Origin of the sequence: Streptomyces sp. NBC_00582, assembly GCF_036345155.1 — a bacterium.
Lineage (GTDB): Bacteria > Actinomycetota > Actinomycetes > Streptomycetales > Streptomycetaceae > Streptomyces.
This window is the reverse complement of record NZ_CP107772.1, coordinates 24953-50078: the sequence shown is the minus strand read 5'-3', so window position 1 is coordinate 50078 and position 25126 is coordinate 24953. Positions and strand designations below refer to the sequence as shown.

At 69.3% G+C, this 25126-nt stretch carries 25 protein-coding genes and 1 pseudogene; 14 read left to right on the top strand and 12 right to left on the bottom strand.

The window, feature by feature from the left end:
- Positions 1-29: 29 nt before the first annotated feature.
- Complete coding sequence (locus OG852_RS00235) at positions 30-248, bottom strand: hypothetical protein (RefSeq protein WP_133917309.1); 219 nt, start codon at positions 246-248, stop codon at positions 30-32.
- Between the two features lie 80 nt (positions 249-328).
- Here OG852_RS00235 and OG852_RS00230 point away from each other — a divergent pair, with 80 nt between their 5' ends.
- Positions 329-460, top strand: coding sequence for a hypothetical protein (locus OG852_RS00230; protein WP_330346750.1), 132 nt, complete (start codon positions 329-331; stop codon positions 458-460).
- Positions 461-689: 229 nt separating this feature from the next.
- On the opposite strand, the gene OG852_RS00225 is transcribed toward OG852_RS00230, so the two are convergent.
- The gene (locus OG852_RS00225) at positions 690-1595 is read right to left on the bottom strand and encodes a GntR family transcriptional regulator (protein WP_133917310.1); all 906 of its coding nucleotides are present in this window, start codon (positions 1593-1595) and stop codon (positions 690-692) included.
- 183 nt (positions 1596-1778) lie between these two features.
- Positions 1779-2153 (bottom strand): hypothetical protein, encoded by a 375-nt coding sequence (locus tag OG852_RS00220; protein WP_330351361.1) that lies wholly within the window; start codon positions 2151-2153, stop codon positions 1779-1781.
- Positions 2154-2160: 7 nt separating this feature from the next.
- On the opposite strand from OG852_RS00220, the pseudogene OG852_RS00215 reads away from it, so the two are divergent.
- A pseudogene (locus OG852_RS00215) lies at positions 2161-2760 on the top strand (MobF family relaxase); the annotation flags it as partial.
- A complete protein-coding gene (locus OG852_RS00210; protein ID WP_330346749.1) occupies positions 2757-3104 on the top strand; it encodes a hypothetical protein in 348 nt (115 codons plus the stop codon). The pseudogene OG852_RS00215 and the gene OG852_RS00210, both read left to right, overlap by 4 nt.
- 524 nt (positions 3105-3628) lie before the next feature.
- Here OG852_RS00210 and OG852_RS00205 read toward each other — a convergent pair.
- On the bottom strand, positions 3629-4081 hold the full coding sequence (locus tag OG852_RS00205) for a hypothetical protein (protein ID WP_330346748.1): 453 nt from the start codon (positions 4079-4081) through the stop codon (positions 3629-3631).
- Positions 4082-4176: 95 nt separating this feature from the next.
- Positions 4177-4602 carry a hypothetical protein gene (locus OG852_RS00200; protein WP_330346747.1) on the bottom strand — a complete coding sequence of 142 codons (426 nt, stop codon included), beginning with the start codon at positions 4600-4602 and terminating at the stop codon, positions 4177-4179.
- 264 nt (positions 4603-4866) lie between these two features.
- Here OG852_RS00200 and OG852_RS00195 point away from each other — a divergent pair, with 264 nt between their 5' ends.
- The 3 genes from OG852_RS00195 (at position 4867) to OG852_RS00185 (ending at position 7179) form a co-directional block, all read left to right on the top strand.
- Positions 4867-5334: a hypothetical protein gene (locus OG852_RS00195; protein ID WP_330346746.1), complete on the top strand. Its 468-nt coding sequence runs from the start codon at positions 4867-4869 to the stop codon at positions 5332-5334.
- Positions 5335-5692: 358 nt separating this feature from the next.
- A complete protein-coding gene (locus OG852_RS00190; protein WP_330346745.1) occupies positions 5693-6511 on the top strand; it encodes a replication-relaxation family protein in 819 nt (272 codons plus the stop codon).
- A 182-nt stretch (positions 6512-6693) separates the two neighbouring features.
- Positions 6694-7179, top strand: coding sequence for a hypothetical protein (locus OG852_RS00185; RefSeq protein ID WP_330346744.1), 486 nt, complete (start codon positions 6694-6696; stop codon positions 7177-7179).
- A 6-nt stretch (positions 7180-7185) separates the two neighbouring features.
- On the opposite strand, the gene OG852_RS00180 is transcribed toward OG852_RS00185, so the two are convergent.
- From OG852_RS00180 to OG852_RS00170, 3 genes are read right to left on the bottom strand one after another with little or no spacing between them, the layout of a single operon-like run.
- The gene (locus OG852_RS00180) at positions 7186-8181 is read right to left on the bottom strand and encodes a hypothetical protein (protein WP_330346743.1); all 996 of its coding nucleotides are present in this window, start codon (positions 8179-8181) and stop codon (positions 7186-7188) included.
- Positions 8182-8210: 29 nt separating this feature from the next.
- Entirely contained in the window at positions 8211-8756 is a 546-nt protein-coding gene (locus OG852_RS00175) for a GNAT family N-acetyltransferase (RefSeq protein WP_330346742.1), read from the bottom strand.
- A complete protein-coding gene (locus OG852_RS00170; RefSeq protein ID WP_330346741.1) occupies positions 8741-9973 on the bottom strand; it encodes a hypothetical protein in 1233 nt (410 codons plus the stop codon). Before OG852_RS00170 ends, OG852_RS00175 begins: the two co-directional genes overlap by 16 nt.
- A gap of 266 nt (positions 9974-10239) precedes the next feature.
- Between OG852_RS00170 and OG852_RS00165 the strand changes: the two genes are divergently transcribed.
- Genes OG852_RS00165 through OG852_RS00155 form a run of 3 tightly spaced genes read left to right on the top strand, consistent with a single transcriptional unit; the run spans position 10240 to position 11503 of the window.
- Positions 10240-10467: a hypothetical protein gene (locus tag OG852_RS00165; protein WP_330346740.1), complete on the top strand. Its 228-nt coding sequence runs from the start codon at positions 10240-10242 to the stop codon at positions 10465-10467.
- The gene (locus tag OG852_RS00160) at positions 10467-10727 is read left to right on the top strand and encodes a hypothetical protein (RefSeq protein WP_330346739.1); all 261 of its coding nucleotides are present in this window, start codon (positions 10467-10469) and stop codon (positions 10725-10727) included. Before OG852_RS00165 ends, OG852_RS00160 begins: the two co-directional genes overlap by 1 nt.
- Positions 10724-11503 carry a class I SAM-dependent methyltransferase gene (locus OG852_RS00155; protein WP_330346738.1) on the top strand — a complete coding sequence of 260 codons (780 nt, stop codon included), beginning with the start codon at positions 10724-10726 and terminating at the stop codon, positions 11501-11503. The genes OG852_RS00160 and OG852_RS00155 overlap by 4 nt, the downstream gene beginning before the upstream one ends.
- Before the next feature lie 54 nt (positions 11504-11557).
- Here OG852_RS00155 and OG852_RS00150 read toward each other — a convergent pair whose 3' ends face one another.
- Positions 11558-12517, bottom strand: a complete 960-nt coding sequence (locus OG852_RS00150; protein WP_330346737.1) for a D-alanine--D-alanine ligase family protein — start codon at positions 12515-12517, stop codon at positions 11558-11560.
- Between the two features lie 29 nt (positions 12518-12546).
- Positions 12547-13851 (bottom strand): aminotransferase-like domain-containing protein, encoded by a 1305-nt coding sequence (locus OG852_RS00145; RefSeq protein ID WP_330346736.1) that lies wholly within the window; start codon positions 13849-13851, stop codon positions 12547-12549.
- A gap of 128 nt (positions 13852-13979) precedes the next feature.
- On the opposite strand from OG852_RS00145, the gene OG852_RS00140 reads away from it, so the two are divergent.
- Positions 13980-14915 carry a phosphotransferase family protein gene (locus tag OG852_RS00140; RefSeq protein ID WP_330346735.1) on the top strand — a complete coding sequence of 312 codons (936 nt, stop codon included), beginning with the start codon at positions 13980-13982 and terminating at the stop codon, positions 14913-14915.
- A gap of 68 nt (positions 14916-14983) precedes the next feature.
- Here OG852_RS00140 and OG852_RS00135 read toward each other — a convergent pair whose 3' ends face one another.
- Positions 14984-15241, bottom strand: coding sequence for a hypothetical protein (locus OG852_RS00135; protein WP_330346734.1), 258 nt, complete (start codon positions 15239-15241; stop codon positions 14984-14986).
- A gap of 131 nt (positions 15242-15372) precedes the next feature.
- On the opposite strand from OG852_RS00135, the gene OG852_RS00130 reads away from it, so the two are divergent.
- The 3 genes from OG852_RS00130 (at position 15373) to OG852_RS00120 (ending at position 21136) form a co-directional block, all read left to right on the top strand.
- Entirely contained in the window at positions 15373-16236 is an 864-nt protein-coding gene (locus OG852_RS00130; protein WP_330346733.1) for a hypothetical protein, read from the top strand.
- A gap of 689 nt (positions 16237-16925) precedes the next feature.
- A complete protein-coding gene (locus tag OG852_RS00125; RefSeq protein WP_330346732.1) occupies positions 16926-20030 on the top strand; it encodes a hypothetical protein in 3105 nt (1034 codons plus the stop codon).
- Between the two features lie 44 nt (positions 20031-20074).
- Positions 20075-21136 carry a hypothetical protein gene (locus OG852_RS00120; RefSeq protein WP_330346731.1) on the top strand — a complete coding sequence of 354 codons (1062 nt, stop codon included), beginning with the start codon at positions 20075-20077 and terminating at the stop codon, positions 21134-21136.
- Positions 21137-21264: 128 nt separating this feature from the next.
- On the opposite strand, the gene OG852_RS00115 is transcribed toward OG852_RS00120, so the two are convergent.
- Positions 21265-22161 (bottom strand): IS982 family transposase, encoded by an 897-nt coding sequence (locus tag OG852_RS00115; RefSeq protein WP_330346730.1) that lies wholly within the window; start codon positions 22159-22161, stop codon positions 21265-21267.
- Between the two features lie 72 nt (positions 22162-22233).
- On the opposite strand from OG852_RS00115, the gene OG852_RS00110 reads away from it, so the two are divergent.
- Positions 22234-24960 (top strand): P-loop NTPase fold protein, encoded by a 2727-nt coding sequence (locus tag OG852_RS00110; RefSeq protein WP_330346729.1) that lies wholly within the window; start codon positions 22234-22236, stop codon positions 24958-24960.
- The last annotated feature ends 166 nt before the right edge of the window (positions 24961-25126 follow it).

The window sequence follows — 25126 nt, the reverse complement described above, 5'->3', positions numbered from 1 at the left end:
ATTGCTTAACCACAAACTTATCCCGTTCCCTAGCTTTCCAGGGCCCATTCCAGCCCTAGCGCGGCGAGTGCAGAGAGCGCCAGGCCGGCGGTCACGAGGCTGCCAGCGGCGACGGCGGTGACGAAGAGCAGGGGCTTGCCGAGGTGGTCGGCGGCGAGAAAGCCTCCGTGGGGGACGGCCATGGTGGCGCCGAAGGTCACGGTCAGCACGCCGGTGATGGCGCCGCCCGCCATGGTGGCCGGGATCACCCGCAGGCTCCTTCGGGGCGGCCGACCGCGCCGAGCAGCCAGGCCACCTTGCCGTAGCTGTGTTTGCAGGGGTGAACAGCTTGCGGCGGACCACGGCGGCCAGTGCCATGCCCAGCGGCGGGACCATGCTGGCGGCCACCACCACGGCCATGAAGGTCAGGCGGGTCGGGCTGGGGACGGCTGAGGAGATGCCCGCGACGGTGAAGCCGTAGGCGATCTTGTGGATGGCCCTGCCGAGGTCGCAGCAGACCATCAGGCCGAGGACCAGGCCGAGCAGGAGGTGGCCACACACATCACAGGTCACAGCCGGATCCTGTCATGCAACTCCACACCCGCCGTCGGCAGCGAGTCTTCGACCGAACCGCATTTCGTTAGGGGTTCCATAATCAAGCGGTCTGGCAAGAGCATGACGAGGGAGCTTGGCCGAGTGCCTGGAGCCGTTCAAGGCGGAGTTTCTCGCAGTGGTACGCCGCAGCTTGACCTGACGTCGCAGGTCACAGCCTGAAGCGCTCTGTCCGGGGGCTGGGGGTGGATGAACAGGCCTTCGTGTGTGCCTGCCGGGCAGGTGATCAGAAGCTTCCGGTCGTGCAGCGGTTGGATGGCGTGGAGGACGGTGAGGTAGCTGACGGTGAACTCGTGGGCGAGTGCGGCGTGGCTGGGGACGGGGTGGCCGGTGGCGTAGGTGCCGTCGGTGATCCGTTCCATGATGACGGACGTGATGCGGGTGGTGTCGGCCGGGTCGGGGTGCGGAATCGGCCAGGTCTCCTGCTTTCCCTGCCGTGTTTGTACGCGGACAGCCAGCTCTGTGGGCCAGTTGTGGGGGTCCATGACCACCGTTCCTCGGCCGTAGACCGTGAGGAGAAGGCCGGCGGTCTCCACGCGGGTGATGGCGGCAGTGATCGCGTCGGTGGGCATGTCGAGGTGGTGGGCGAGGGCGCGCAGGGACGGGAGGACGGTGCTGAGTGCGTAGGTGCCGTCGTTGATGCGGGAGCGGAGCGCGATCTCCGCTGCGGTGGTGCGCGGTCCGGGGTGTCCTTGTTTGTCTGGCCTGTGGCTGCGTAGGTCGACTCCGCCCTCTTCGAGGAGAGTCTTCACAGTCCCGGCCGTTCGGCGGATCGCTCGGGCGATTTCGCGGATGCTGCCTCCGTGGTGGTAGGCCTCGGCTACAGCCGCGCGGTACTGCTTCCTGGTGGTGCCCCGGAGTTCGGTGGTCTTGGGGTAGATGGGGAGTTCCTTGAGTGGCCGGCGCCACTGCGGGTCGGCGATGACCGGTGGCTGCTGCGCCGACCCGCCGGGCGGGAGGACAGCGGCGTGCTTGCTGCCCTCGCTGGCCTGGGTCGTGTTCACCTTCTGTCCTTCCCCTTGGGTGCGAGGCGGGGTTTCGTGCCGGTGCTGTGCCAGGGCCGGGGCGGTCCCGAGATCGCGCGGTCGCTGCTGTGCGGTGAGGCGGGGTGGTGTCCCGGTGCCGGGTCGGCCGGTGGAGGGGAGGGGGCAGCGGCCCGGCAGCGGGAGTGCGAGGGGGCGGGGAGGTCAGGTGCGGCCGATGCCTTGAGCGAGGTCGGCGTCGGTGATCAGGCGCCGGTGGCGCAGGATCTGGTCGCGCATGGCGTGTGTGTAGTGGGCTACGACGAGCTCGCCGAACGCCTTTACGGGGATGCTGCTGCCGGAGAAGTGGGCTGTGGCTTCGGCGAGGTCGGCGGCTACGGGGGGCGCCTGGGTGGCGGTGTAGGAGTTGCCGGTGCACGGTGCGGGCAGTTGGGGGTCGTCGGTGAAGCCGTGGACGATGGAGGCGCATACCGCGGCGAGCACGAGGTAGGGGTTGGCGTCGGCTCCGGCGAGGCGGATTTCCAGGCGCGTGTTCTCACCGTGGCTGGTGACGCGGGTGGCGCAGGTGCGGTTGTCGATGCCCCAGGTGCTCGCCGAAGCCCGCCGGCACCTCTCCTACGTCCTGCGCGGCCGGCCTCACCAGGCGGGCCTGGACGACCAGATCGTGCAGGCGGTCGTCGACGACTACACCCGCCCCGTCGGGCGCGGCCTGAAGATGACCGCCGACCTGCGCGCCCTGTACCCGCGCGACACCGAGGACCAGGCCGTGCTGCGCCCGCTGACCCGCAACCGCACCGCGCGCCCGTACGAGCGGGCCCGCCTCGCCGCCGGCGCCCTGGCCGCCCGGGTCAACGCAGCGCGGCGTGCGGAGCGCCTGGGCTCCCGCACCCGGCCGCAGACCGTCGCCGTACCCGCCGCCTCGAGGTTGCACCCGCGGCCGTTCCGCTCCGGCCCGGAGGACGACCACCTCCTGGAGCCGGAGACCGGCGTCGACACGGTGGAGCAGACCCGCCGGACCTTCGAAGCCGCCGCCCGGCTGGCCGCCAAGCTCCAGGACGGCAAGCGCGAGCGCGCTGTCACCCACGGCCCACGGCCCCAGCCCGCCCCGGCGACGGCCCCGCAGCCGCACACCCAGCAGTCCGGCACCCAGCACACACCGGGCCGGACCACAGGAGGAGTCGCATGAGCACCCCGGAAGAACGCCCCAACCCCGACGACGCACTCGCACGCGCCCACGCGGCCCGCGCGAAGATGGCCGCCGCGCTCAACGAGGACCAGGAGCCCGAGCCCGATGAGCCCCTGGGATGGCAGCCGGTCTGGAAGCGCCCCCGGAAGCCGAAGTCCAAGGCCGCGAAGAAGCAGGAGCTGCGCAAGCAGCGGCGGCGACTCCAGGACGCCGGGAAGCGCCGTCTCGCCGCCTCGCAGTCGCGCCGGCCCCGCTCCCGGCAGAACCGGATCGGCAACGCGGCCGCGCGCCGCGATGCCCGCGCCCTGGCCCGAGTGCGGCACTCCACCGCCTGGCTGTGGTGACGATGCCGGGCATCGTCCACCGAGTGGAGTCCACTCGGTGTCGTGCATCCAGTGGCGATGCACGACATCGGGTGGACTCCACTCCGGTGCGCTGGATGACGATGGACGCCACCGTGGTGCGCATCGCGATGGAGGCCACCGCACCACCCGACGATGCCGGGCACCCTCGCGCGCGCCCGGTGCGCCGCACTCGATGTCCCGCACCGCACCGGTGCGCCCACCGCCGACCGCCCTCTTGACCAGGTGCGGCCGGACGCGCGTGACCCCTTGACCAGCTCCGCTCCACCCCCTTGACCAGGTCTGCTACCGAGGACGATTCCCCTTGACACAGCCCGTTTCGGCTGACGATCAGGCCGTGGTCAAGGGGGTGTGTGATAGAGGAGCCCGCCCGGTCGTGGCGCGCGCCCGGTGCCGGGCGGCGATGCCGGTGGCGCGGTGCGGTGCGGCGATGCGGTGGACCGCACCACGGTGGTGCGGTGGTGCGATGTGCGCCGCACCGCACCACCGCCGTCCCGGAGGCGCGGCTACACGGTGGTGCGGTGCGCCGGGGATGCCTCCATTGCCTGCCTTATCCCCGCGGCCTCCAGTTGGCGCAGGACGTCGGCGACGTCGCCCTGGTCCTCGGTGAGGATGTTCTCTGCGAAGCGGACGATGGTCTGGGCGATGCCCGGCGGGAAGGCCAGGCAGGCGCCGTCGCCGTCGCGCAGGACCTCCAGCAGCAGTCGCCCGAGCGCCGCGGCCAGGAAGGAGTGCGCGCACGGCTCCCCGTCGCAGTCGTCCACGGCGGTGACGGGGATGAAGACGCGCGCGGCGACGTCCAGGAGCAGCTGGCGCAGCTCCGGGCCTATGTTGTTGGCGACCGCGCCGGCGGTGTCGATGTCGCGGGCCTGCAACGCCCGGATGTAGGCGAACGCGCCGGCGACATCGTCCGGGTGCATCGGGGTCAACGGCTCGGTGGTGGTGTTCTTCTTGGGCATGACGGCTCCGTAAGTTGTTGGCTGGCCCGGGAGGGCTGGATGCGGCTGATGACGGCTTGCCGGTTGTGGCTCGCGAGGCGTGCCCGCCCGGTGGCTCACGCGGTGGCCGGCCACTCGGTGGAGACGTTGCCGCGGACGTCAGCGAGGAACTGGGAGACCTGGTCGACCTCCTGCATGCACTCGATCAGGAACCCCGCCGCAATCCATGCGGTCTGCGCCCCACCGCCCGCCAGGCACCACCGCTTGAGGTACCGGCTCGCCACCGTCACCATCTGCCGCAGGGCGTACGCGGACTCGCAGTCGGCGTGTTCGTCGGGCACTGCGGTGATGTAGTCGGCCAGCAGCAGCTCGCCGAACTCGCCGATCAGCCGCGCGAGCTCGGACCCGTCGGAGTGGAATGCGGCGAGCGCGGCCTTGTTCTGCTCGCTGCCCTGGCCCCGCCAGACCAGCTCCACGTAGTCGGCGGCTCGCGCGATCTGCTCCGGGGCGAGCTGGGAAACCTTCGACGCAGTCGTCTCCATAACGCTTCCTCACTGTCGACGGGCCGCCGCGCTGATCGTGGCGGCCTCAGAAGCGATCTTCGGAGTGATTGCCTGTGGATAGAGTTCGGTGCGCCGACGGTGAGCGGACTCGCCTGGCCGGCGCTCGCGTTGCCCCTTGTCCAGTTCCGCTACCTGCGACATTCCGCCCATTTAGGCAGGGGAGAAATCTCCGTCCCGGCACGCTGCGCGACGCCCCTGGAAAAGCCGCTGCCGTCCGGGGTGCGCCGCTGGGAGACTGCGGGGATGACCATGCAGCGGCCTGCGTCTCCAGTCCCGGACGAACGCGCCCACCTCTTCTTCGACAGCTACGCCGACATGCACGACCTCGTTGAGGACCTGGTCGTGCCCGACGGCGTGCCCGAGGCCGCGGCGACTGTCCTGCGTACGGTCCGCGAGCTGCTGCGCCAGTCGTACTACTGCTACGAGTTCTCCACCGTGGCGGTCATGCACTCCCTGATCGCGGTGGAGATCGTGCTGCGCGACCGGATCCCGGACGCGGGCAAGAAGCCGCTGCACCAGCTCATCAAGCAGGGCGCCGCCGACGGGGTCCTGACGGCCCGGCAGGCGGAGTACCTCGACTATGGCCGGCAGATCCGCAACGGCATGGCGCACGGCCAGACCACGCACGCGGTGATGCCGCCGGCCATGGCGGTGCCGATGGTGACGACCTCGTTCACGATCGTCTCCGAGCTCTGCGCCGCACCTGCCTGACGATCACGGCTCGGTAACGGCGCTCGGGCGAGTGTCACACCGTCGACTTTCGCCACACCTCTACCAGATGACGGGGGACTTCCATCCGGACCCCCGCGCCACCTGCGTGAGGAGCCTTGTCATGACGGACACCAGCAGCGCCCGGCAGCCCGACCCGGAGCCGGGTCCGACCTGGTCAAGGGGTGCTGAACACCCGTCGGGCGGCCCGGAATCCAGTGCCGTGAACGGTGCCGCGAACGATTCCAACGTCGTGCCCATCACCGCAGCTCACACCGCCCGACAAGGGGCCTCCCGGCACGCTGACACCTCTCTCCCTTCCCCTGAGACACCGGCGAAGGGGAAGAAGTCCACTCCGGCCATGAAGGTGCGTGCCGATGCGCTGCGGATGCTGGGGTGCGTGCGGATAGCCACGGTGCGGCAGATGGCTGAGGTGATCACGAAGGAGGAGTCGGACGGCCGGTCGTACGTGCGCAGGGCGATGAACAAGCTGGCGGAGCTCGGGCTGGCGGAGACGAACGGCAAGGACGGCAAGCACCAGATCTGGAACCTGACTCCGGCGGGACAGAAGGCTCTGGCCGACGGCAACGAGCTGCCTCCCCGACCGAGGGCTGGCACCGGAGCGAAGGCCGTTCTCGCCGGGTTCGGTCCGCACGGCGTCGCGGTGACGGACATGATCCTCGCCTTCGGTGGCCGCAAGCATCTGACCGACTGGCAGGTGGAGGTCAACCACGCCATCAAGGAGACCGGCCTGACCTTCAACACCGACGCCGTCCTGGCCCTGCCGACGAAGACCAGCGAGGTGCGCCTCTTCGAGCTCGACAACGGCACCATGTCCCAGGCCCGCCTCGCCAAGGAGGTCTGGGACTACGAGCGCTACGCCGGGCACCGTGTCTGGGAAGGGGCCCGCGGCACCAACGGCCGCACCTTCCCCTTCTGGCAGCGCCACCGCTACACCCGCTCCCAGACCTTCCCGCGGCTGCACGTCGTGCTGGCGGGCAAGGAGGAGCACCTGCTCGACAACCGCCTCCAGGCGCTCGCCGACGATGTGAAGGGCATCGCCGTCGCGGTGTGGGTGAACACTCTGCCCCGGCTCCAGCGGGGCGAGCCCTGGTACGAGATCGGCGTCGACGACCCGGACCGGCGCCGCGAGCGATACCCCGAACCGGCAGGCCGCTGACAGAGTCGGGCGAGCCGCCCCGCAACGGCGGCTTGCCCGGCCCGCCGGTCGTGACCGCCCGCCCGGCGGGACGGCTCTCGAAGTCGCCGCGCTGCCCGGCGGGATGACGAGGGCCAAGGCGCGCGCTGCGCCCTGGCCACGGCGTACTCAGGTATTCCGACGTCATCAACCGGAAGGCAGCCATGAAGCTCGGCAAGCAGCAGAACAAGGACGTGCCCTTGATCAGGCACGACAGGGACACCTCGGGAGACCTGTGGTACGCAATGACCCGCCTCCACGCAGGCCATCCCGACTTGGTTGGCCCCATCCCGCCGTTCGAGCGGCCGGTGGCGCGGCTGTCGATCGCGGATCCGAACGACATCGTCCTGTCGGCGCGCGTGGAACTGTTCGAGGATGAGCCGGTGGGCCGCCTTCACGACGTGATCGACACGGTGACGCGCGACCTCGCCGGACCCAAAGGAATCGGCGAGTACGCACTCGTACCCGACGTCGCGCTGGAAGTCATGATCGGAGTGCGGCAGGAACTGCCCCTGCACGCCGCCCACGTCGCAGGCCTCACCCGGCTCCTGTGGGACGCCATGGGGACCATGGGCACCCGCAGCGCACCAGGGGGCGGCCAGTGCTTCCACTGCGAGGGGACCGGGCGGGCCCGCCCGCTGTGGGCGTAGTCGTTGTCAGCCCGCTACGGCGTCGCGAAGTTCCCGTACGGCGCGCTCGCGGTGGTGCTGTGCGGGGATCGCCTCGTACAGGTCCAGGGCGCGGCGGCGGACCAGGCCGGTGCGGTAGTAGACGGGCAGCGCCGTCAGGGCGTCGACCGCACGGTGGCAGGCCTGCTCGGTGTCGCCGTCGTGGTGGGAGCAGGCGGCGCCGTCGATGTTCAGCAGGGTGCGGGTCATGGTGCTGGTCGGCGCGGACAGCTCCAGGGCGCGCTGCTGGCTCTCGTGGGCGCGGCGGGTGTCCCCGAGGGTGGTGAAGGCGTGGCTGAGGTGGACGTGGTGTTTCTGCTCGCCGTACGTCAGCCAGGTGTCTGACTGCTCGGAGTCGGGGAGCCGTTTCATGAGGGCGTCGGCTGCGGCCAGCGCCTGGCGGGCCTGTTCGGGCTGGTGGTTGAGGGCGTAGGCGCGGGCGGCGACTGCGGCCGCCAGCACCGCGGCGGCGGTCGGCCGAGTGCCGGCCGCCTGCCGGGCCTGGTCGGCGAGGTCGGCTGCCGCCTTCGGGGCGCCGTAGTTGAGCGGCACCATCGCCTCCCGGGCCAGCACCCACGCGTGCAGCTGGGGGTCGCCGGATTCGGCGGCGGCCCGGGCGGCGGTGGCGAACCAGGCACGGGACTCCCGGCGGCTGCCCAGGTCGTGTAAGACGATCGCGGTCATCCCGGCCATCTGCCCGGCCGTCCGGCACAACCGGGCCCGGGCCGGGGCGGGCTGCGGGACGGCGAGGAGCGGGCGCAGGGTCGTGAAGTCGGTGACCAGGTCGGCCAGTACGCGGGTGGGTGCTTGTCCGTGGTAGCCGTACCCGTAGCTCTCGGCTGCGGCCTCGAGGTCGGCCAGGTCCTGGAGGACGTTGGGGGAGAGGATCTGGTCGACGTCGGTCCGGGCGGCGGTAAGCGCGGCGAGGGCCGGAGCAGTGAGGCCGGCGGCCAGCGCACCACGCAGCAGGTTGCGGCGCTTCATCGGATCCTCTCCACGATCGGTGGCGCCCGTCAGGCCGTGTGCGTGCGATCGAGCAGCATCACGGCATACAGCGGGGAGTCCGGGAACGGCTGGCGCTCGCCGACCTTCCGGTACCCCCAGCCCTCGTACAGCGCCTGGAGCCGGGGCCGCTTGGTGTCCACCGTGAGCACGGCCAGGGCCTCCGGCCGGTCGGCGAGCAGCGCGGTGTGAAGCCGCTGCCCGAGTCCCTGCTTGCGCCATTTCGGCCTCAGCATCAGTTCCGAGACGGAGAACGTCGACGGGTCGGCCGGCTCTTCGGCCAGGTACTCGCGCCACCATTCGCGGCCCGGCTCGCCTGGCGCCCCGTAGGTGAACCCGACTGGTTCACCGCCCTCATAGGCGACCACGCACGCGAATCCTTCCCGGCCGCCCCAGTGGTCCACGAACCAGGGGAAGCGCTGCACGAACTCTTCGTGCCGCCGGTCGAAGTAGGCGTCGGCATGGACATCGAGCAGGGTCTGCCGGATGCCGGGCAGGTCGGCGTGTCCGTAGCGGCGCAGGTCGATGGCGGGTGCCGTGGTCACGCGGGGCTCCATTCGGATCGGTAACGGTCGGCCCACTCGCGCGCCACGGTGGTGGAGGGCGCGAGCGTGAGGAGATCACGGTAGAAGTCGCCCAGCAGGACGCGCAGGCGGCCGGGCAACGGGCTTCCGGACATCAAAGTGAAAGCGTCCTCGGTCGTGGCGCAGGCCTGTTCGGCGTCGCCCTGGTGGAGCTGGGCGATGGCGAGGTCCACGGTCGTCATGGCGCGGTTGCGCCGGTAGGGCGCCGGCAGCGCGGACAGAGCGCGGTGCGAGGCCGCTTCCGCCTCCGCGGGCTGGCCGAGACGACTGCGGACGATCCCGGTCAGAGCGTGCAGCTCCGCGGGCCCGTAGAAGGCGACCCAGGACGGGCGGGGGCGCGCCTCGGCTCGCACCAGGGCATCTTCGGCGTATCCGATCGAACGGACAGCGGCCTGCCCGTCGCCCCGGTAGGCGTGCCCCACTGCGGCCCGGGCGTGCGCGAGGGATCCGAACAGCGGATCGCGGCGCGTGATCGCGCAGGACTGAGCCGCCTGTGCCGCTGCCACACCTTCGGCGTAGTGACCGAGCTGGTACGCAAGGATCGAGGTGGAGTTCCACACCCGCATCAGCGCCACGGGATCCTGCGACAGCCCGGCCAGCCTCAGCGCCTCGTTCACGTGGACGCGGGCGCGCTCGAGCTGGCGGGCGTCGATGCACGACCAGGCGGCGGCCGTGGTGTAGTCGGCGGCGACACCGAACAGCCGCTGGCGGATCGTCTGCGAGGCGGAGCGGTCCTGAAGACCGACAGCCTCGGCTGCCCCGGCGAGTGCGTCGCGCTCGAGGGCGGCGTGCCCGCCGCGTTTCTGATCGAGCACGGTGAGCTGGTCCAGGCCGTCCCGCAGGCGGATCACGTCAGAGGTGCCCACGGTGGTGGGACGGGTGCCAGCGGCTGGCAGGGCGGTGGCTGCGAGCGCGGACGTGGCAGCGGTGCAAAAGCGGCGGCGGAGCATGGCGGAGAGGTCCTCGTAGGGCAGTGCGGGCATGCCGGGGGGATAGAAGCCAAGGCAGACGGGTGTGCATCCGAATACTGCCGCCAGGGCGTCCCGCTGGCGCTGGTGCGGCCAGCGAGATTTTCCGGTTACCCAGTTGCGGACCGTGCGGTCACCGACGGTCCCCTTGTGTCCGGCCGCCTTCAGTTCCTCGTTCACCTTGTCGGCCAACGTGCCCTGTTTGAAAGCGTGTTCGGTCATGTGGGCCTGCAACCGGAAATTTCCTTCCACACACTCACCGTAGCCGCGTGATCATGCAGCGTGGAGGGGTTGCGAGGAACCCGCTCCCCAAAATTTCCGGTCACCGCGAGTAGCAACCGGCCCACTTTTCCTACCCGTTGACTACGGCCCGGCGTTGGACTGGACATGCGCCCGGTGAACGCCGCAGGCGCTGGCGGCCGTCTCTCGTTCCCCCGTGGGAGATGGCCGCCACAGGCTTCCCGACCGTGAGCGCGAGGCACCCTGACATGACGACGCGCAGCACGCCGCCCCAGCCCTTCGCCGGCGCCTACGTGGACGCCCCGGCGATTCACCGCGAGCGGCTGAGCCCGCAGCAGATCGCAGGCCGCTCGTGCTGCTGGTGCAGCGGGACACCGGACCCCAGGTTCCCAGTACCGATACTGCGCGGTGCCACCCTGTTCGCCTGCGACCCGTGCGCGTCCATGTACGGCGTCCCGGCCGTTGAGGCCGACTAGTGACCGGCGACGACTTCCCGGCCGCCCTGGACGACTGGACCGCCAGTGACTGGGCGGACTACCGGGCCCGGGTCGAAGACGGCGAGGGCAGCGCGCATGCGATCGACGCCGTCCAGCGGCGCCGCCGTCGCCAGCAGCCGAGCAGGACGTCGCAGGAGAAGTACACCGTGACCGGCGCAACGGGTGCGGGTGACCTCGTGCAGCCGATGGACCTCGAAGACAGCCATCTCTCCACTGCCCGACGAAGGGAATCTCCATGACGTACGGCAGCGACACCTACGGCGAGCGCACCGCTGACGAGTACGACGTGCTGTACGGCGACTTCGTGCCGCCGGCCGCGCAGATCCGATTACTTGCCGAGCTGGCGGGCGCTACGCCTGCCGTGGAGATCGGCTCCGGCACCGGGCGGATCACGCTGCCGCTGGCCGAACACGTTCCGGTCCTCGCGGTCGACGCGTCGGAGGAGATGACCCGCCAGCTGGCGAAGAAGACCGGCACCCTTCCCGTCACCCCGATCACCGCGGACGCCGCCCACTACCTGGCCGGCAGGCGCGTGGACCTCGTGTTCGCCTGCTTCAACACCTTCTTCCTGCTGGCCTCCGAAGCCACCCAGCGGGCATTCCTGCGCAACGCGGCGCGCATGCTCACCGACACCGGCACGCTGCTGATCGAGACCTTCGTACCGCGGCCCGGCCAGCGCCTGCCCGACGGACCCCATCCGGGGGTGTTCCCCGAGGGGCGCAGCGTGGTCGCGCTCAAGCGGCGGACCACGGACACCGTGGTGGTCTTCGCCGCCGAGAACCACGACGTGGAGCAGGAGTTCCACTACTCCGAGGTCGTCCTGCGCGATGGGGAGCCGGTGCGGGTGCTGCCCGGCCAGATGCGCTACTGGCGGCCCGAGCAGATCGACGTGCTCGCCGGTGAGGCGGGGCTGCTGCTGCGGGAGCGGTGGGAGGACTGGGACCGCACCCCGTACGACACGGACACCAGCGGCCGGCACATCTCGCTCTACCGGCTTGCCGGACAGGACCAGTAGCAGACGCGACGGCCGCCGCACCCCTCGCCCGGGTGCGGCGGCCGTCGCACATCGTCAGACAGACAGACCGTGCCGGTGGGCGGCCAAGGACGCGAGATCACGGCAGAAGACGCCGAAGTCGAGACCCGCCTCTTCGAGCGCCATGGGGTAGGTGCTGGTCTCGGTCATCCCGGGGGCGACGTTCGTCTCCAGGACGAAGACCTCTCCGGCCTCGGTGACGATCGCGTCCGTGCGCGACAGGTCCAGCAGCCCCAGCGCCTGGTGCGCGGCGACGGCGACCCGGGCGGCCTCCTTGGCCACTTCGGCGGGCAGGCGGGCCGGACAGTGGAACTCCACCGCGCCCGGGGTGTAGCGGGCGGTGTAGTCGTACAGGCCCGTCCCCGCGTCGATCTCGACTGCGGGCAGCGCGCGCGGTCCGTCGCCGAGATCGGCCACGGCGACGGCGATCTCCGTGCCCGTCACACGCCGCTCGATCAGCGCTTCGTCGTGGTACGCGAAGCAGGCCATCAAGGCCTGCGGCAGGTCCCCCGCGGACTCCACCCGGCTCACGCCGAACGCGCTGCCGCACGCGCGCGGCTTGACGAACAGCTCAGCACCCAGCCGCTCCACCACCCGCGCCGTCAGCGCGGCCGCGCCCAGGTCGTGGAACGCCTGCTTCGGCAGCGTCACCGACTCGGGAGTCTTCAGGCCCGCCTGCTCCAGGATCGCCTTGGCGGTGGTCTTGTCGAACGCGGTACGGCACGCGTGCGGGCGGGCTCCGACGTAGGGCACCCCGGCCAGCTCCAGGACCTCCTTTATGGTCCCGTCTTCCCCGGCGATGCCGTGCAGCACGGGGAAGACCACCCCCGGCTTGTCCTGCGCCAGTGCGGGCAGCAGGTCCTTGCCGACGTCGCGGAGCTCCACCTCGACGCCAGCCCGGCGCAGCGCGTCGGCCACTCTCGACCCGGAGCGCAGTGACACCTCGCGCTCCGGTGACAGGCCCCCGGCGATGACGGTGACGTTCAGGTCGCTCATGCTCATCCGTTCCTCTGCGGTCAGGGGCGTCAGGAGTGGTCCGGTCCCGGGGTCTGCGGTCCCGGGCTGTGCGGGTGGGCGGTGGTGCCGAAGGTCTCCCACAGCTCCAGCTCGGTGCCGATCACCTTGGCCAGGGTTCCTACGCCCTCGCGGATGCGCTCGGGTGGCGGATAGCAGTACGACAGGCGCATGGCCCGGCGGCCGGCGCCGTCAGCGTAGAAGCCGGTGCCCGGCACGTAGGCCACCCTCGCCTGGACCGCCCGGGGCAGCATGGCCTTCGAGTCCAGCCCCTCAGGCAGCGTCACCCAGACGAAGAACCCGCCGCCCGGCTTTGTCCACGACACCCCCGCCGGCATGTGCTGTTCAAGGGAGCCGAGCATCGCATCGCGCCGTTCCCGGTACATCTCCCGGAAGGCCTTCAGCTGCTCCTGCCACGGCTGGGTGCGCAGGTACCGGTCCACGGCGAGCTGGGCAAAAGCGGAGTGGGACAGCATCGCGCTCTCCGCGGCCAGCACCAGCTTGTCCCGCACCGCCGACGGCGCCAGCGCCCAGCCCACCCGCAGCCCCGGCGCCAGGGTCTTGGAGAACGAGCCCAGATAGACGACGTCCGCGGGGGCGTCGGCGCGCAGGGCCCGCATCGGCTCGCCCTCCAGGTGCAGCAGCCCGTAGGGGTTGTCCTCCAGAACCAGCACCCCGGCCCGGCGGCACACCTCCAGGACGCGTAAACGCCGCTCGGCAGCCAGTGTGACCCCGGCCGGGTTCTGGAAGGTGGGCACCGTGTAGAACAGCTTCGCCGGCCGCCCGGCGCGCTCCAGCCGGGCGAACGTCTCCGCCAACGCCTCGGGCAGCACGCCCCGTTCATCCATGTCGACGTGGACGGCGCGGGCCTGGTACGCGGCGAACGTCCCCAGCGCGGTGACATACGTCGGGCCCTCGGTGACCACCGTGTCGCCTGGATCGAGGAACACGCGCGCCACCAGGTCCAGCGCCTGCTGCGAGCCGACGGTGACCACCACGTCATCCGGGTGAGCGTCGATGCCCTCTTCGGCCATCACCGTGCAGATCGTCTCCCGCAGGCTCGGATCTCCCTGGGCGGATCCGTACTGCAGCGCGACCGGCCCCCGCTCCGTCACGAGGTCGGCCATCAGCGTGGCGACGGCGTCCATGGGCAGCGCGCTCACGTTGGGCATCCCGCCAGCCAGTGACACGATCTCAGGGCGCGACGCCACCGCGAACAGGGCCCGCACCTCGGACGCGACCATCCCCGCCGCCCGCTGCGCGTAGTGGCCGAGCCATGGATCGGCACCCCGCCGGGATGGTTCATCAGGCTGCATTCGCACGCTCCCTGTCCGTCACCACTGGAGGTCACAGACACTACTGGCCTGCGCTCAAGCACCGCGCCCCGTACGAAGCGCCTGGCACCGCATCGCCCCCGCGTTCCGGACCTCTGAGAGTTGACCCGATGCCTGTACCGCCCACCAGCGGCCGTCTGCAATGGACCGACGTCCCCGCGCCCCTGCGTGCCCGCCTCGAGGACGCCCTGGGCGCACCCGTCACCGACACGGTCACCCCCGGAGGCGGCTTCGGCCACCAGCTGGCCGCCGCGCTCACCCTGAAGGGCGGCCGCCGGGTCTTCGTCAAAGCGGCCCCCGACGACGACCGGCTCACCGCCGCCAACACCCACGAGGCCGCCGTCCTCGCCGTGTTGCCACCCGGCGCCCCGGCCCCGGACCTGCTGGGCATCCACCACGCCGCTGACTGGACCGCTGTCGTCATCGCCCACCTGGACGGCCCGCACCCCGACCTCTCCCCGGCCTCCGCCGACGCCGAACAGACCTGGGCGCTGCTGGACAATCTCACCTTCAACCCCGCCCCGGCCCCGTACGTCGCGGCGGTGAGCACCACACCCTCCACCACGGCGGCCCTGCACGGCTGGGACGAACTGCTCGCCGATCCGCCGGCCGACCTCGCCCCCGCCGCCCGTGACCGCCTGGAGCAGCTCGCCGAACTCGAGGCGGCCTGGCCCGGCCTCGCCCACGGCGACCGCATCGTCCACGGCGACCTGCGGGCCGACAACATGGTCCGCGACCACCACCTTGGCGTGACCTTCGTGGACTGGGCACACGCCACCACCGGCCCGGCCTGCATCGACGCGGCCTCCCTCGCCCCGCAGCTCATCCTCGCCGGACACACGCCCGCCGACGTCGCCCGGCTGCTCCGCGACCATCCCGCCACCGCCAGCAGCCCCGAGACCACCACCGCGTTCCTCGCCGCGCTCACCGGCCACTGGCACCGCAACGCCCGCCAGCCCGCACCCCCCGGCGCCCCCGGACTGCGCGCCTACCAGCACCGCGCGGCGGCAGCCGGCCTCGCGCTCCTCAGCCACCGCCTGAGCTGAAACCGCGGCTGTCCCGCTCTCGTGTCAGTGGCCGGTCGGCCCCGTGTCAGCGGCGCGGGCATCTCGTGTCAGCAGGGCGTCAGCCCAACCCACCCGATGTCACGGACCTCGATCGCTCCGGCGTGCGGCATGAACTGGATCCAGCACCGCAGCCCGAACGCCTCCCGGATCTCCTCCACTGAGCCCGGGTCGCGGACGTCGGGCCAGGCCCGCGGATCCATCCGCGCGACCTCCACGAGCGCCATCACCTCCTGCCGGGCCCGGTCGTTGGGCAGCTGCGTCATGACCTCCACCGCGAGTTCCTCCACCACCACGCCGTACCGCATCCCGCACACCCCCGTGTGATCGACTCGGGCAGCAGCGTACGGAGGAACCGCCGATCGCGTTCCGGCCTGTGGATAACCCGGATCGGGGAGGTCCTGGGCGCCGGACGGCGGCGAGGGGTACATGTACCGGTATGGCGCGTGAGCGGGTGCGGTGGCCGTCCGTGGTGGACCGGGCGCGGGAGATTGTGAACGGGTACGCGCCGATGAAGGTCACGCTGCGCCAGGTCATGTACCGCCTGGCCTCCGAGGGAACGCTGCCGCACACGGCGCCGATGTACCGCCGTCTGTCCGCACAGCTGGCCAAGGCCCGCCGGGAGGGCCGGTTCCCCGACCTGATCGACACCGTCCGGGAGGTCCACGTCCCGCCGGCCTGGACGGGCGCGGACGCGTTCCTCGCGGAGATGCCCGACTGGTTCCGCCTCGACCGCACCGAGGGCCAGGAGCACGCCCTGTACGTCGCGGCGGAGAAGGACACCCTGCGCCAGCAGCTGACCGGCTGGCTCGCCGACGCGGGTATCCCGGTCCTGGTGGTCCGCGGCTTCGGCTCGCAGTCGTACGCCGACGTCGTCCACGACCGCGTCACCGCCGACCCGCGCGACGCCGTGCTCCTGGTGGTCGGTGACTTCGACTGCTCGGGCGAGGACATCGAGCGGGACTGGGTGGCGCGCACGGGCTGTTGGAGCCACACCGAGCGGGTGCTGCTGACCTACGAGCAGGTGCGCGCCTACGAGCTGCCCGCGACCGAGGGCAAGCGCGGCGATCCGAGGTGGCCGGCCTTCGCCCGCCGCTACGGCTTCGACCCCCGCCGCCCGGTGCAGTGGGAGGTGGAGGCGCTGGAGCCGGCCGAACTCCGGCGCCTGGTCCTCGCCGCCGTCGACCCGTACGTCGACCGTGACGTCCTCGCCCGGCAGATCGCCCGCGAGGAAGAGCAACGCCGCGCCCTGGCCGCCTTCCTGGACGGCTGGGACGCGGCGGGCGGGGGAGCACCCTCGTAGTGCTGTACCGGCGCGGAGGCGCTCAGGCGGGTGCCGGTGCCGGGCGCAGCGATGCCAGCGGAGAGCGCCGGCCTTTCTCCACCGCGCCGACCTTAGGAACAGTTCGGGTGTCTCAATCGCCTCACTATCTCAATGGATGCCGCGATGAGTAGTCGCTCGTCGGTATCACGGGGCACGGAGGCGGGTGTCTCAGAAACCGGCGCCAATAGTTACCCATCCGTGACCAGGGTGGACGCCAGAGTGAGTCTTTGGTCAGCTCGCCGCAAGGTGTCTGCGCAGCAGCGTCCTCCGCACAGGAGCCGATCGAAGTGAAAGTGGCAGTTATTGGAACAGGTAGGGGCGCCGGTCTGCTCCCAACCCCGCGGTTCACCGACGGGGCCCATCGGAGGGATCCCGCCTGCCCGCCACCCGTCCGGTCCTCCTCGGTAGGCGGGCCGCGGCCGACGGCAACAGGATGGCAAGGAGGAACCGCAGCTAAGCAACAGGGCGCTCGGCGAGCAGACGCGTCTACCAGCGGCGTGCAGTAGGGCGCCAGGGTAAGGAACCCCGTCAGCCGCCGCGTCTTCATTCGGCTTCGGGCGCACCGGTGACGATGAGGAGCTGAGTTCGGTCCCACCTGGCTCGCAGACGTGCCCGCCGCACAGGACAAATCGGTTGTGCTGGTGTCAGTGACAACCCCGGAGGTCAGCATGGAGAATCTGTTCCGTTTGATGCTGGCGCGGCCAGCTGTGGCACAGGATCCGGACAATCCCAGCATCGACCTGGCCCAAGAGTCCGACTACCAGGCTGCCCTCCGCCAGGCGGTGGACGCCGGCCGGGATCACGTCGAGGAAGTCACCAGGGAATTTGCGGCCGGGGACGACTTCATCGGCAACCCCGTCAACAACGCTCTCGCCCCGAAGCTGGCCGATCTGGCCACACGACTCGACCAGCTGCTGGACGCTGACGAGGCCGTCACCCGGGACGCGGTGGCCGAGGCCGTCCGGTTGGCGTTCGAGGCGTCGCCGGAGGAGGTAGTTGCCGACGACGTCTTCCAGGCAACGCTCGCCCGGCTTCGCGACAGCGTCATAGCGATCAAGGTGCTCCAGGAGCTGCACGCGCGACCCATCGAGGAGCTGGTGCGGCAGCTGCGCACCATGGACGCCATCGCCCGTGTCGCGGCCGACGAGACCTTCCCCTCCAGCGCCGACGCGCTGCACCGGTGGCGACGTCGTTCGCTGCGCCTGCCTGCCGCCCTACGTCTTCCCTCGCGGCTGTCCACGCGCGAGGCGGAGGATGAGCTGCGCGAGCGCCGTCAGGCGGCCGTGGACGAGCGGAACGGGCACGTGCGGGACCTGCTGGCCGAGCACGAACGCCTGCGGGCCGCGGTCTCCGAGCTTGGTGCACTGGACGCGCAGCACTTCCGCGTCTCCGACCGGGTCGAAAGCGAAGCCGCGCTGCCACCGGAGCAGCTGCGGCTCAAGAACACGGTGCTCGGCGATAGCGCCTACACCGCGGACGTTCGCGCCCTCAATCTGCGCCAGATGAAACAGGCCATCGAGGCTGAACCGGGCGAAGACGCACACGTCGACCGCCCGCCCGAGCCTGCCGCGGCCTTGGCCGAGACGTTGCTGGGCACGACGTCGCCGGTCCTGGCGGGGCGTGGGGCGTTCCGTCCCCCCGACGTGTCCGAGGTCGGCTTTCGGCTGAAGCCCACGGCGGTGGATGCGCTCTCCGAGGAAACGAAAGATGTCCTGGAGAGGCGCTCGATCGACCTGAGTGCTACACCGCTGGATCAAATCACCGAGCACCTACAAAGCGACCTGACGACGACCGTGGCTCACCTGGAGCAGGCGGCCGGCCATCCGGTCAAGCAGTCCTTCAGGCGCATCGGTGACGCTCTGCTCTCGATCCAGACCCCGATCACTATCGGGTGGGGTGCCATCGGCACCGGCGGGCTCGTCCCGCTCCCCGTGTTTCCCCTGGACGGGCGGATCCCGCATACCAAGGGGGACGTCGCTCCCGCGGGGGTGGCCGACCTGCTGGTCGTCAGGCAGCAGTTGACCAGCTACGAGAGCACCGATGTCGCGCACATCGAGAACGTCCTCAAGGGGGAGCGCAAGACACGTGAGCACTCGCGCCGCGAGGAAACAGAACTGGTCACGCTGACAGAGACCGAGGTCAGCACCAGCGAGGAGCGGGAGCTGGAGACCACGGACCGGTTCGAGATGACGCGAGAGACAGCTCAGACCATCAAGGAGGACGTCGCGCTCAAGGCCGGCCTGAACATCTCGGGCAAATACGGCCCGACCGTTGAGTTCGCGGCCAGCGCCGAAGGCTCCTTTGCACGATCCAAGGAGGAAGCCACCAGGTCGGCGACGGCTTTCTCGCAGGATGTCACCGAGCGCAGCGCACGCAAGATCGCTGAGCGGGTCCTGGAGCGCATCACCAGGCGGGTCACCACGGAGACGATCGAGAAGAACACCCACGAGCTCGACAACGTCGCGGGCGGCGGGCACATCTCGGGCGTGTACCAGTGGGTGAACAAGGTGTACCAGGCGCAGATGTTCAACTACGGGCTGCGCACGATGTTCGACTTTCTGGTCCCCGAGCCGGCCGCCTTCCTCATCGCGGCGATGAACCAGGCACACGCGAGCACGATGACCCTGACCAAGCCGCCGGAGTTCTCCCTGACCCCCGCCCAGATCAACGAGAGCAACTACTCCTACTGGGTGAAGCAGTGCGGCGCGACCGACGTGGCACCCCCGCCGGAGCGGTTCAGGACCGCGTCGATGGACTTCAAGGGCGGCGGCGGGAGTAGGGAGACCAACTACAACCACTCAGGGCAGATTGCCCTCGAGGACGGGTACCGCGCCGTATTCGGCACCGTGGGCGCCGCGACCAACATCTGGGAGGCCGACGCCACTGTGGATGTCGTCCTGGGGCAGCGCACGCAGCGCCTGTCCGTGGGCGCGGGCGAGTGGCTGTGGACGACGACCTTGGACGACGAGCAGAACTCGATCCCCGTGGCCATCAACACCTTCCACTGCTCGGACGTTGCCGTCGCCGTCGAGGTGAAGTGCCGGCGCACCGACCGCGCCATGGACAAGTGGCGCCTGGACACGCACGCCAAGCTCACCACCGCCCACCGGGCGCTCGTCGCGGACTACGAGGAGAAGCTGGCAGCGCTGCAGATGCAGGAGGGCGTGGCCATCCGGGGCAGGAACCCGGCGGCCAACCTGGTGACCATCCAGGGCGAGCTGAAGAAGAACTGCATCAGCATCCTGACCGACCAGCACTTCGACCTTTTCGACGCCATCGACGAGTCGCCCGCGACAGGGCTGCCACAGATGGATGTGTTCGAGGCGGCCGGCGAGGGGCCCTACGTGCGCTTTTTCGAGCAGGCCTTCGAATGGGAGCACATGAGCTGGGTGACCTACCCCTACTTCTGGGGCCGCAAGGACCAGTGGGATGAACGGCTGTCTTACGACGATCCCGATCCGGTCTTTAACGAGTTCCTCCAATCCGGCTACGCGCGGGTGTCAGTGCCGGCGCGACCGGGCTTCGAAGGAGCGATCGACCATTTCCTGACTATCGGTGAGCCCTGGAACGGCGGTCCGCTGCCGCCGATCTCCAGCCCGCTGTACCTGCCCATCGCCGATGAGATCGCCGAGCGCCTCGACCGCCCCGGCGACGAAGTTCCCCAAGGCGAGCCGTGGACTGTGCGGATCCCGACGAACCTCGTGCACCTGCGCGCCGACGACCAACTGCCTCGCTGGAAGCAGAACGACGAAGGTGAGTGGGTCGAGGCCTGAGCCGGTCGCTCAGTGCGGCTCACGACAAGGGATCGGGCATCGGGATGAAGCGATTTGTGCTGGTCGCCGGAGTCGACTACGAGCGCAAAGGCGTCGACTTCAAGGTCTTCTGCGAGAACCGCGTCAAGCGGCTGGTCACGGCCAATCGGACCGCCGAGGACCTGACGTTCCAGATCTTCGACGTGAAGTCCGGGAAGATCGTTACCCGTGAGTTCACCCACCCGGGTGGCCGACGGATCGAGAACGTCACAACTACCACGCCGTTCACCCCCATCATCCCCGCCCACTACAACCGGGTGGTCTCAGGCGGCGAGGTGGACTACGAGTTCAAGGATGGGCAGCGGGGCATGATGTCGATCACCGACATCTACGCCGCGGTGCGGACTATCGGATCCAGCGACCCCGGCACCCTCATGGAGCTCAGTTTCTTCTCGCACGCCTGGCACGGCGGCCCGATCCTGGTCAACAGCTTCGACGACGGCTTTGCCGAGGGGCCACCTGCCGTGCCCGGGGGCCCGCCCACCCGCATCGCTATGGGTGCCGCCCGTGACCCTGACGACAAGGACCCGCGTCCGGACAAGGATTTTGCGCCGCCGAACATGACCGCCGCTGAGCTAGTCCTCTTCCAGGGTGCCTATCACCCCGATGGCTACAACTGGAATTGGGGCTGTGCCTTCCCCCGTGTCATTCACGAGATCCTGTACAAGTTGGAACACCACGCTGGCTATCGGCCGTCCGGTCTTCCCGACGCCCAGACCTTCGTCTTCCGCAACCTCAACACCAACCACATCGACCAGCTCGCATCGCGGCTGGGCAAGACATTCCCCGACCCTCGGCGGGTGGAGCTGACGTTTGGGGAGCTCAAGCGATTCTTCTGCCTCGCGACCCTGGCCAGCTACTCCCATCACCTTGCTGTCAACTCCAAGCGGAAGACCTACGCCGGACTGATCGGTACATACTCCGAATACGACACTGGCGCGCGCCCGCTGATGCACATCCACACGGGATTCGCCCGGCACTTCAGGTTCTACAAGAACTACCTTGGCTTCTCCTTCGACCCTGAAGGCCGCAAGTACGGTGAGTACGATCCCAGCTTCACCTGTTGACCGCTGCACGTTCGTTTGGGTGTACGCCTGCTCGCGCGGGCCGGTGTGTCTCCATTTGACGGTGCCCACGCATGGGCAGACGCTGAAGACAGGAGGGTGTCGAACTAGACGAGTAGTTCCGATGTGGGTCAGTGGTCGTAGGCGATCAGTGACCGGGTGATGGGTGCGCCGATGGTTCGGTTGTGCCAGATCGCGCAGGTCATCGCCAGGATCCGCTGGGCCACCCGGACTCCGACGCCCTCGATGGTGCGGCCGCCGTGCTGTTCGAGGTCGAGCTGGCCCTTGAGGGTGTCGTTGACCGACTCGATCAGCTGCCGCACCGTCTTGAGCAGGGATTCTGCGGGGTGTGGGGTGCCGCGGTTGCGGTAGGACGGCCGTAGCAGGCTGATGCCGCGAGCGGCGAGGAAGCGGTCGAGTTCGGCAGCGATGTACCCCTTGTCCGCCAGGATCAGCAGCCCCGGCCGGGCAGCTGCCAGATGCGGTTCGTCGTCGATCAGAGCGGCCAGGACCTGCCGTTCGTCGACCTTGGGGTCGGCCAGGGCCCAGGCGACGGGCAGGCCTGCCGGGGTGCACACCAGATGCAGCTTCAGGCCCCAGTAGAAGCGGGAGTGTGATCGGCAGTAGCCGTAGCCTGCCCAGCCGGCCAGGTCGGAGCGTTTGACGGTCTCGCGGGAGCGTGCGCACTCGACCGGAGTGGAGTCCACGATCCACACATCGTCCAGCCATAGGTCGGTGTCAGCGGCCAGCGACCGGATGGCCCGTTTGACCAGGGGCAGAGCGGCTCGCAGCCGCTTGTTGTAGGCAGGGCGCTGGGGCAGGTACGGGAACATCCCGTGCAGGTGGGCGTGGGCGAAGCGCAGCCAGCGGGCCTCACAGTGGAAGCCCAGCACGGCCTGGGCCACCGCCAGGGTCACCAGCTCGGCATCGGTCAGCCGCGGCGGACGTCCACGCCACCGCGGGGTCTTCAAACGGTCATCGACATGCACGTACAGTGCCGTCAAGAGGGTGTCTAAATCGGTCGTCACAACCCGATGTTGGACACCCTCCCTCCGTCTGAGAACCCCGCATTCGGAACTACTCGTCTAGGGGTGATACCTATGTCGGTTACCGACGACAGCCGTGAGAAGTCGCGGGGCGTGGTGCCGAGAGCGCCAGCGGGGCCCTACGAGGTGGACGTTCGTCGGCTGGTGGACGAGTCCCTTCAGACTGTACTCGCCCAGTCGGACATCGCCGACCAGGTGAGGGAACTGACGAAGATTCCCCTAGATCTGACGAACGCGGTGGAGCGTCAGTGGGACGTGATTCAGCTCAACATCGCGGGCTCTTTGGAACAGGCGCGCCAGCTGGGCCATCGCCTGAACGAGTTGCTGGCGGCCGAGGCGGCGACGGATCCACACCTCCAAGGGCGATACCTCCAGTTAATCGAGGCAGCCATTCAGCTGCGGGACGCGTCTGAGGCACTGCGAGAGCTCGCCTTGCACCCGTCGGAGGGAAGGGCTGACACGGAGCAGATCCGGACCGTGCTGGATACGGCCCGCAAGCGCTACTTCGTGGCGGACTCCCTGCTTGCCGAGGAAAAGATGGGGAAAGGGGCTGCCCTCGCACTACCGCCTTGGCCGGCAAATCCACGCACTGCCCTGGACTCCGAATACGCCGAGGTAATCGGGCGGCTGGAGAGAATTGAGAATCAGATAAGGGATGAACTGCGCAAGCAGCGTGACCGCGCACGTGTGAAGCTTGAGTTCCGGGCGCTCGAAACGGAGTGGAACGCAAGTCTCGCCCATCTGAGCGCTGCGGCGGAGTCCATCATTGAAAGCCTGGTTCGTACAGAACTCAACCAACTCACGACCGCTCACTACGCTACCCGGATGCGCATCGGCTCCCTCAAGGGCCTGCGCGAAGCGATCTCCAGCGGGAAGGTCATCGTCACCGCATCTTTCCGGCGACTCGAGTCGGCCATCAGCCAGCGCGACGGGGGAAGCTTCGGTGTATCTGGCCCACGAGGCGTGGGCAAAACGACGCTCATCGACTATGTCACTAAGCTCACCACACCGTTGAGGGCATCCGAGATCACGTCCCTCGACCCGCCGCCACGACCGAGACTGGGCATCAATGTTTCTGCGCCGGTGGCCTACGAGCCCCGGGACTTCTTGCTCTACCTTCACAGCCGGATCTGCCGCGCGGTACTGGGTCCGGACGCGGACCGTGAGCCGGACAGCCCATGGGAGGATCAGTCGCAGCGGAACTCCAACCGTATAGCCGCGTTGTATATCGCGCTGGCCGGGGCGGTCATGCTGACGGTCGGCACGGTCCTGCTCGCCACGGCCGGGCCCCTACTGACGGCACCGCGTCATTGGTGGTCGTACCTGGGGCTGGTGCTGACATCTATCTCCGCCATACTCCTCACTCTGTTCCTGATCGGCACGGCGCAGATGTCGACTCGCCGCACAGCTCCTTACCCGCCTGACTTGTCCCGCATGCAGATCCAGTTCGTCGACCTAATGGAGCGGACTCGTAGCGCGTCCCGCGCGTCCACATACTGCCTCGCGCTCGCCTTCTGCGCGGCTGCTGGTCTGCCGCTGATTATCCTTTCCGGAGGCATGGGGGCCGGCACCTGGTGGCTGCTCGGTGGTGTCGTCCTGGCCATCATCGGTCTCGCGCTGTTGTTCGCAGGATGGACAAGGGTCCACCTGCAAGGACGATCGGTGCAGGGGCCCGCAGACATGCTGGCGATGCAGCCGATTTCCGAAATAGGTGCACTGCGGGAGGCCGCGAGGGACCAGCTGCGGAAAATCCACACTCAGCAAACGTTGAGCACCGAACGCTCCATGGTGGTGAAGCTGGGTGGGGCCCGCCAGGTGCCCCTGGGACTGGACGTCGGAGCCAAGCAGGGAATGACGCTCGCCGAGCGCCCCAAGAGCTATCCGGAAATCGTCGCGGACCTCCGCTCGTTCATCGAGTCGGTCGCCAAGCAGCAGGACCTGGTGATCGCCATCGACGAACTGGACAAAATGAAGAGCGCAGAACAGGTCGAGAACTTCCTCAATGACATCAAGGCCGTCTTCGGGTCCAGCCGCTGCTTCTTCCTCGTATCCGTCTCTGAGGAGGCCGCCGCGAGCTTCGAGCGCCGCGGTGTGCCGTTCCGCGACGTTTTCGACAGTGCCTTCGACGACGTCGTTACCTTGGACCGGCTGCCCCTGAGCGAGGCGAAGGACATCCTCCACGGCCTGCTACTCGACTGGACGGAGCCGTTCGTGGCGCTCTGCTACGTGCTCTCCGGCGGACTCCCTCGCGAACTTCATCGCAGCGTACGCAACATGGTCGGCGATCGGGGGGAGGGAAGCGACGTTCACCTGGACGAGACCGTGCCCGAGCTGATGCGGCGCGAAGCCGCCGGACGACTGTGGGCCGTACGCCACAGCCTGCAGCGTGGCACCTTCGAGCCCGCGGGCCTGAGCCTCCTCAACCAACTCGAAGGGATCCAGCCGCAGGACGCCACGGCCGCACAGTTCGAGCAGTGGTACGGAGAGTTCCGCTCCTGGGCCACCCGCGACGGCTTGACAGCACCTCAACTGAACGGCACACCCCAACTGTGCGCGGCGGCTCGCCTGGGGTGCGAGATAGCCGGTTTCATGCTCTTCGCCGCAACCCTAATCGACTTCTTCGACAGCACCCTGGATTCCTCGCGCCTGAGCATGGCCGAGGGACCCACCGCAGGCGACAGATCCCTCACTCACCTCGCCGAAGCCCGGCACGCCCTCTCCACCAACCCCTGGTCCGCTACAGCGAGCGTGGCGAGGTTCCGCAGGGCCTGGGGGATGTGAGGCCGCAGCTTCTGACTTGTTCCCCAGCACTGCTGAGGACGCCGCAAGTGGACGACGGCCTGCCGCTCTGGCCCAAGCCCGTACGCATCCGTCGACCCGAGGGCCTGCTCACCCCCGAAGAGACAGACCTCCGCGAACGTCTCCAGGCCCAGCGCCACCCGAACGA

Bases quoted from the DNA above. Each gene is read 5' to 3' on its own strand.
- OG852_RS00210 (WP_330346749.1), top strand. From the start codon at position 2,757: ATGAGCACCCCGGAAGAACGCCCCAACCCCGACGACGCACTCGCACGC.
- OG852_RS00205 (WP_330346748.1), bottom strand. From the start codon at position 4,081: ATGCCCAAGAAGAACACCACCACCGAGCCGTTGACCCCGATGCACCCG.
- OG852_RS00200 (WP_330346747.1), bottom strand. From the start codon at position 4,602: ATGGAGACGACTGCGTCGAAGGTTTCCCAGCTCGCCCCGGAGCAGATC.
- OG852_RS00195 (WP_330346746.1), top strand. From the start codon at position 4,867: ATGACCATGCAGCGGCCTGCGTCTCCAGTCCCGGACGAACGCGCCCAC.
- OG852_RS00190 (WP_330346745.1), top strand. From the start codon at position 5,693: ATGAAGGTGCGTGCCGATGCGCTGCGGATGCTGGGGTGCGTGCGGATA.
- OG852_RS00185 (WP_330346744.1), top strand. From the start codon at position 6,694: ATGAAGCTCGGCAAGCAGCAGAACAAGGACGTGCCCTTGATCAGGCAC.
- OG852_RS00180 (WP_330346743.1), bottom strand. From the start codon at position 8,181: ATGAAGCGCCGCAACCTGCTGCGTGGTGCGCTGGCCGCCGGCCTCACT.
- OG852_RS00175 (WP_330346742.1), bottom strand. From the start codon at position 8,756: ATGGAGCCCCGCGTGACCACGGCACCCGCCATCGACCTGCGCCGCTAC.
- OG852_RS00170 (WP_330346741.1), bottom strand. From the start codon at position 9,973: ATGACCGAACACGCTTTCAAACAGGGCACGTTGGCCGACAAGGTGAAC.
- OG852_RS00165 (WP_330346740.1), top strand. From the start codon at position 10,240: ATGACGACGCGCAGCACGCCGCCCCAGCCCTTCGCCGGCGCCTACGTG.
- OG852_RS00155 (WP_330346738.1), top strand. From the start codon at position 10,724: ATGACGTACGGCAGCGACACCTACGGCGAGCGCACCGCTGACGAGTAC.
- OG852_RS00150 (WP_330346737.1), bottom strand. From the start codon at position 12,517: ATGAGCGACCTGAACGTCACCGTCATCGCCGGGGGCCTGTCACCGGAG.
- OG852_RS00145 (WP_330346736.1), bottom strand. From the start codon at position 13,851: ATGCAGCCTGATGAACCATCCCGGCGGGGTGCCGATCCATGGCTCGGC.
- OG852_RS00140 (WP_330346735.1), top strand. From the start codon at position 13,980: ATGCCTGTACCGCCCACCAGCGGCCGTCTGCAATGGACCGACGTCCCC.
- OG852_RS00135 (WP_330346734.1), bottom strand. From the start codon at position 15,241: ATGCGGTACGGCGTGGTGGTGGAGGAACTCGCGGTGGAGGTCATGACG.
- OG852_RS00130 (WP_330346733.1), top strand. From the start codon at position 15,373: ATGGCGCGTGAGCGGGTGCGGTGGCCGTCCGTGGTGGACCGGGCGCGG.
- OG852_RS00125 (WP_330346732.1), top strand. From the start codon at position 16,926: ATGGAGAATCTGTTCCGTTTGATGCTGGCGCGGCCAGCTGTGGCACAG.
- OG852_RS00120 (WP_330346731.1), top strand. From the start codon at position 20,075: ATGAAGCGATTTGTGCTGGTCGCCGGAGTCGACTACGAGCGCAAAGGC.
- OG852_RS00110 (WP_330346729.1), top strand. From the start codon at position 22,234: ATGTCGGTTACCGACGACAGCCGTGAGAAGTCGCGGGGCGTGGTGCCG.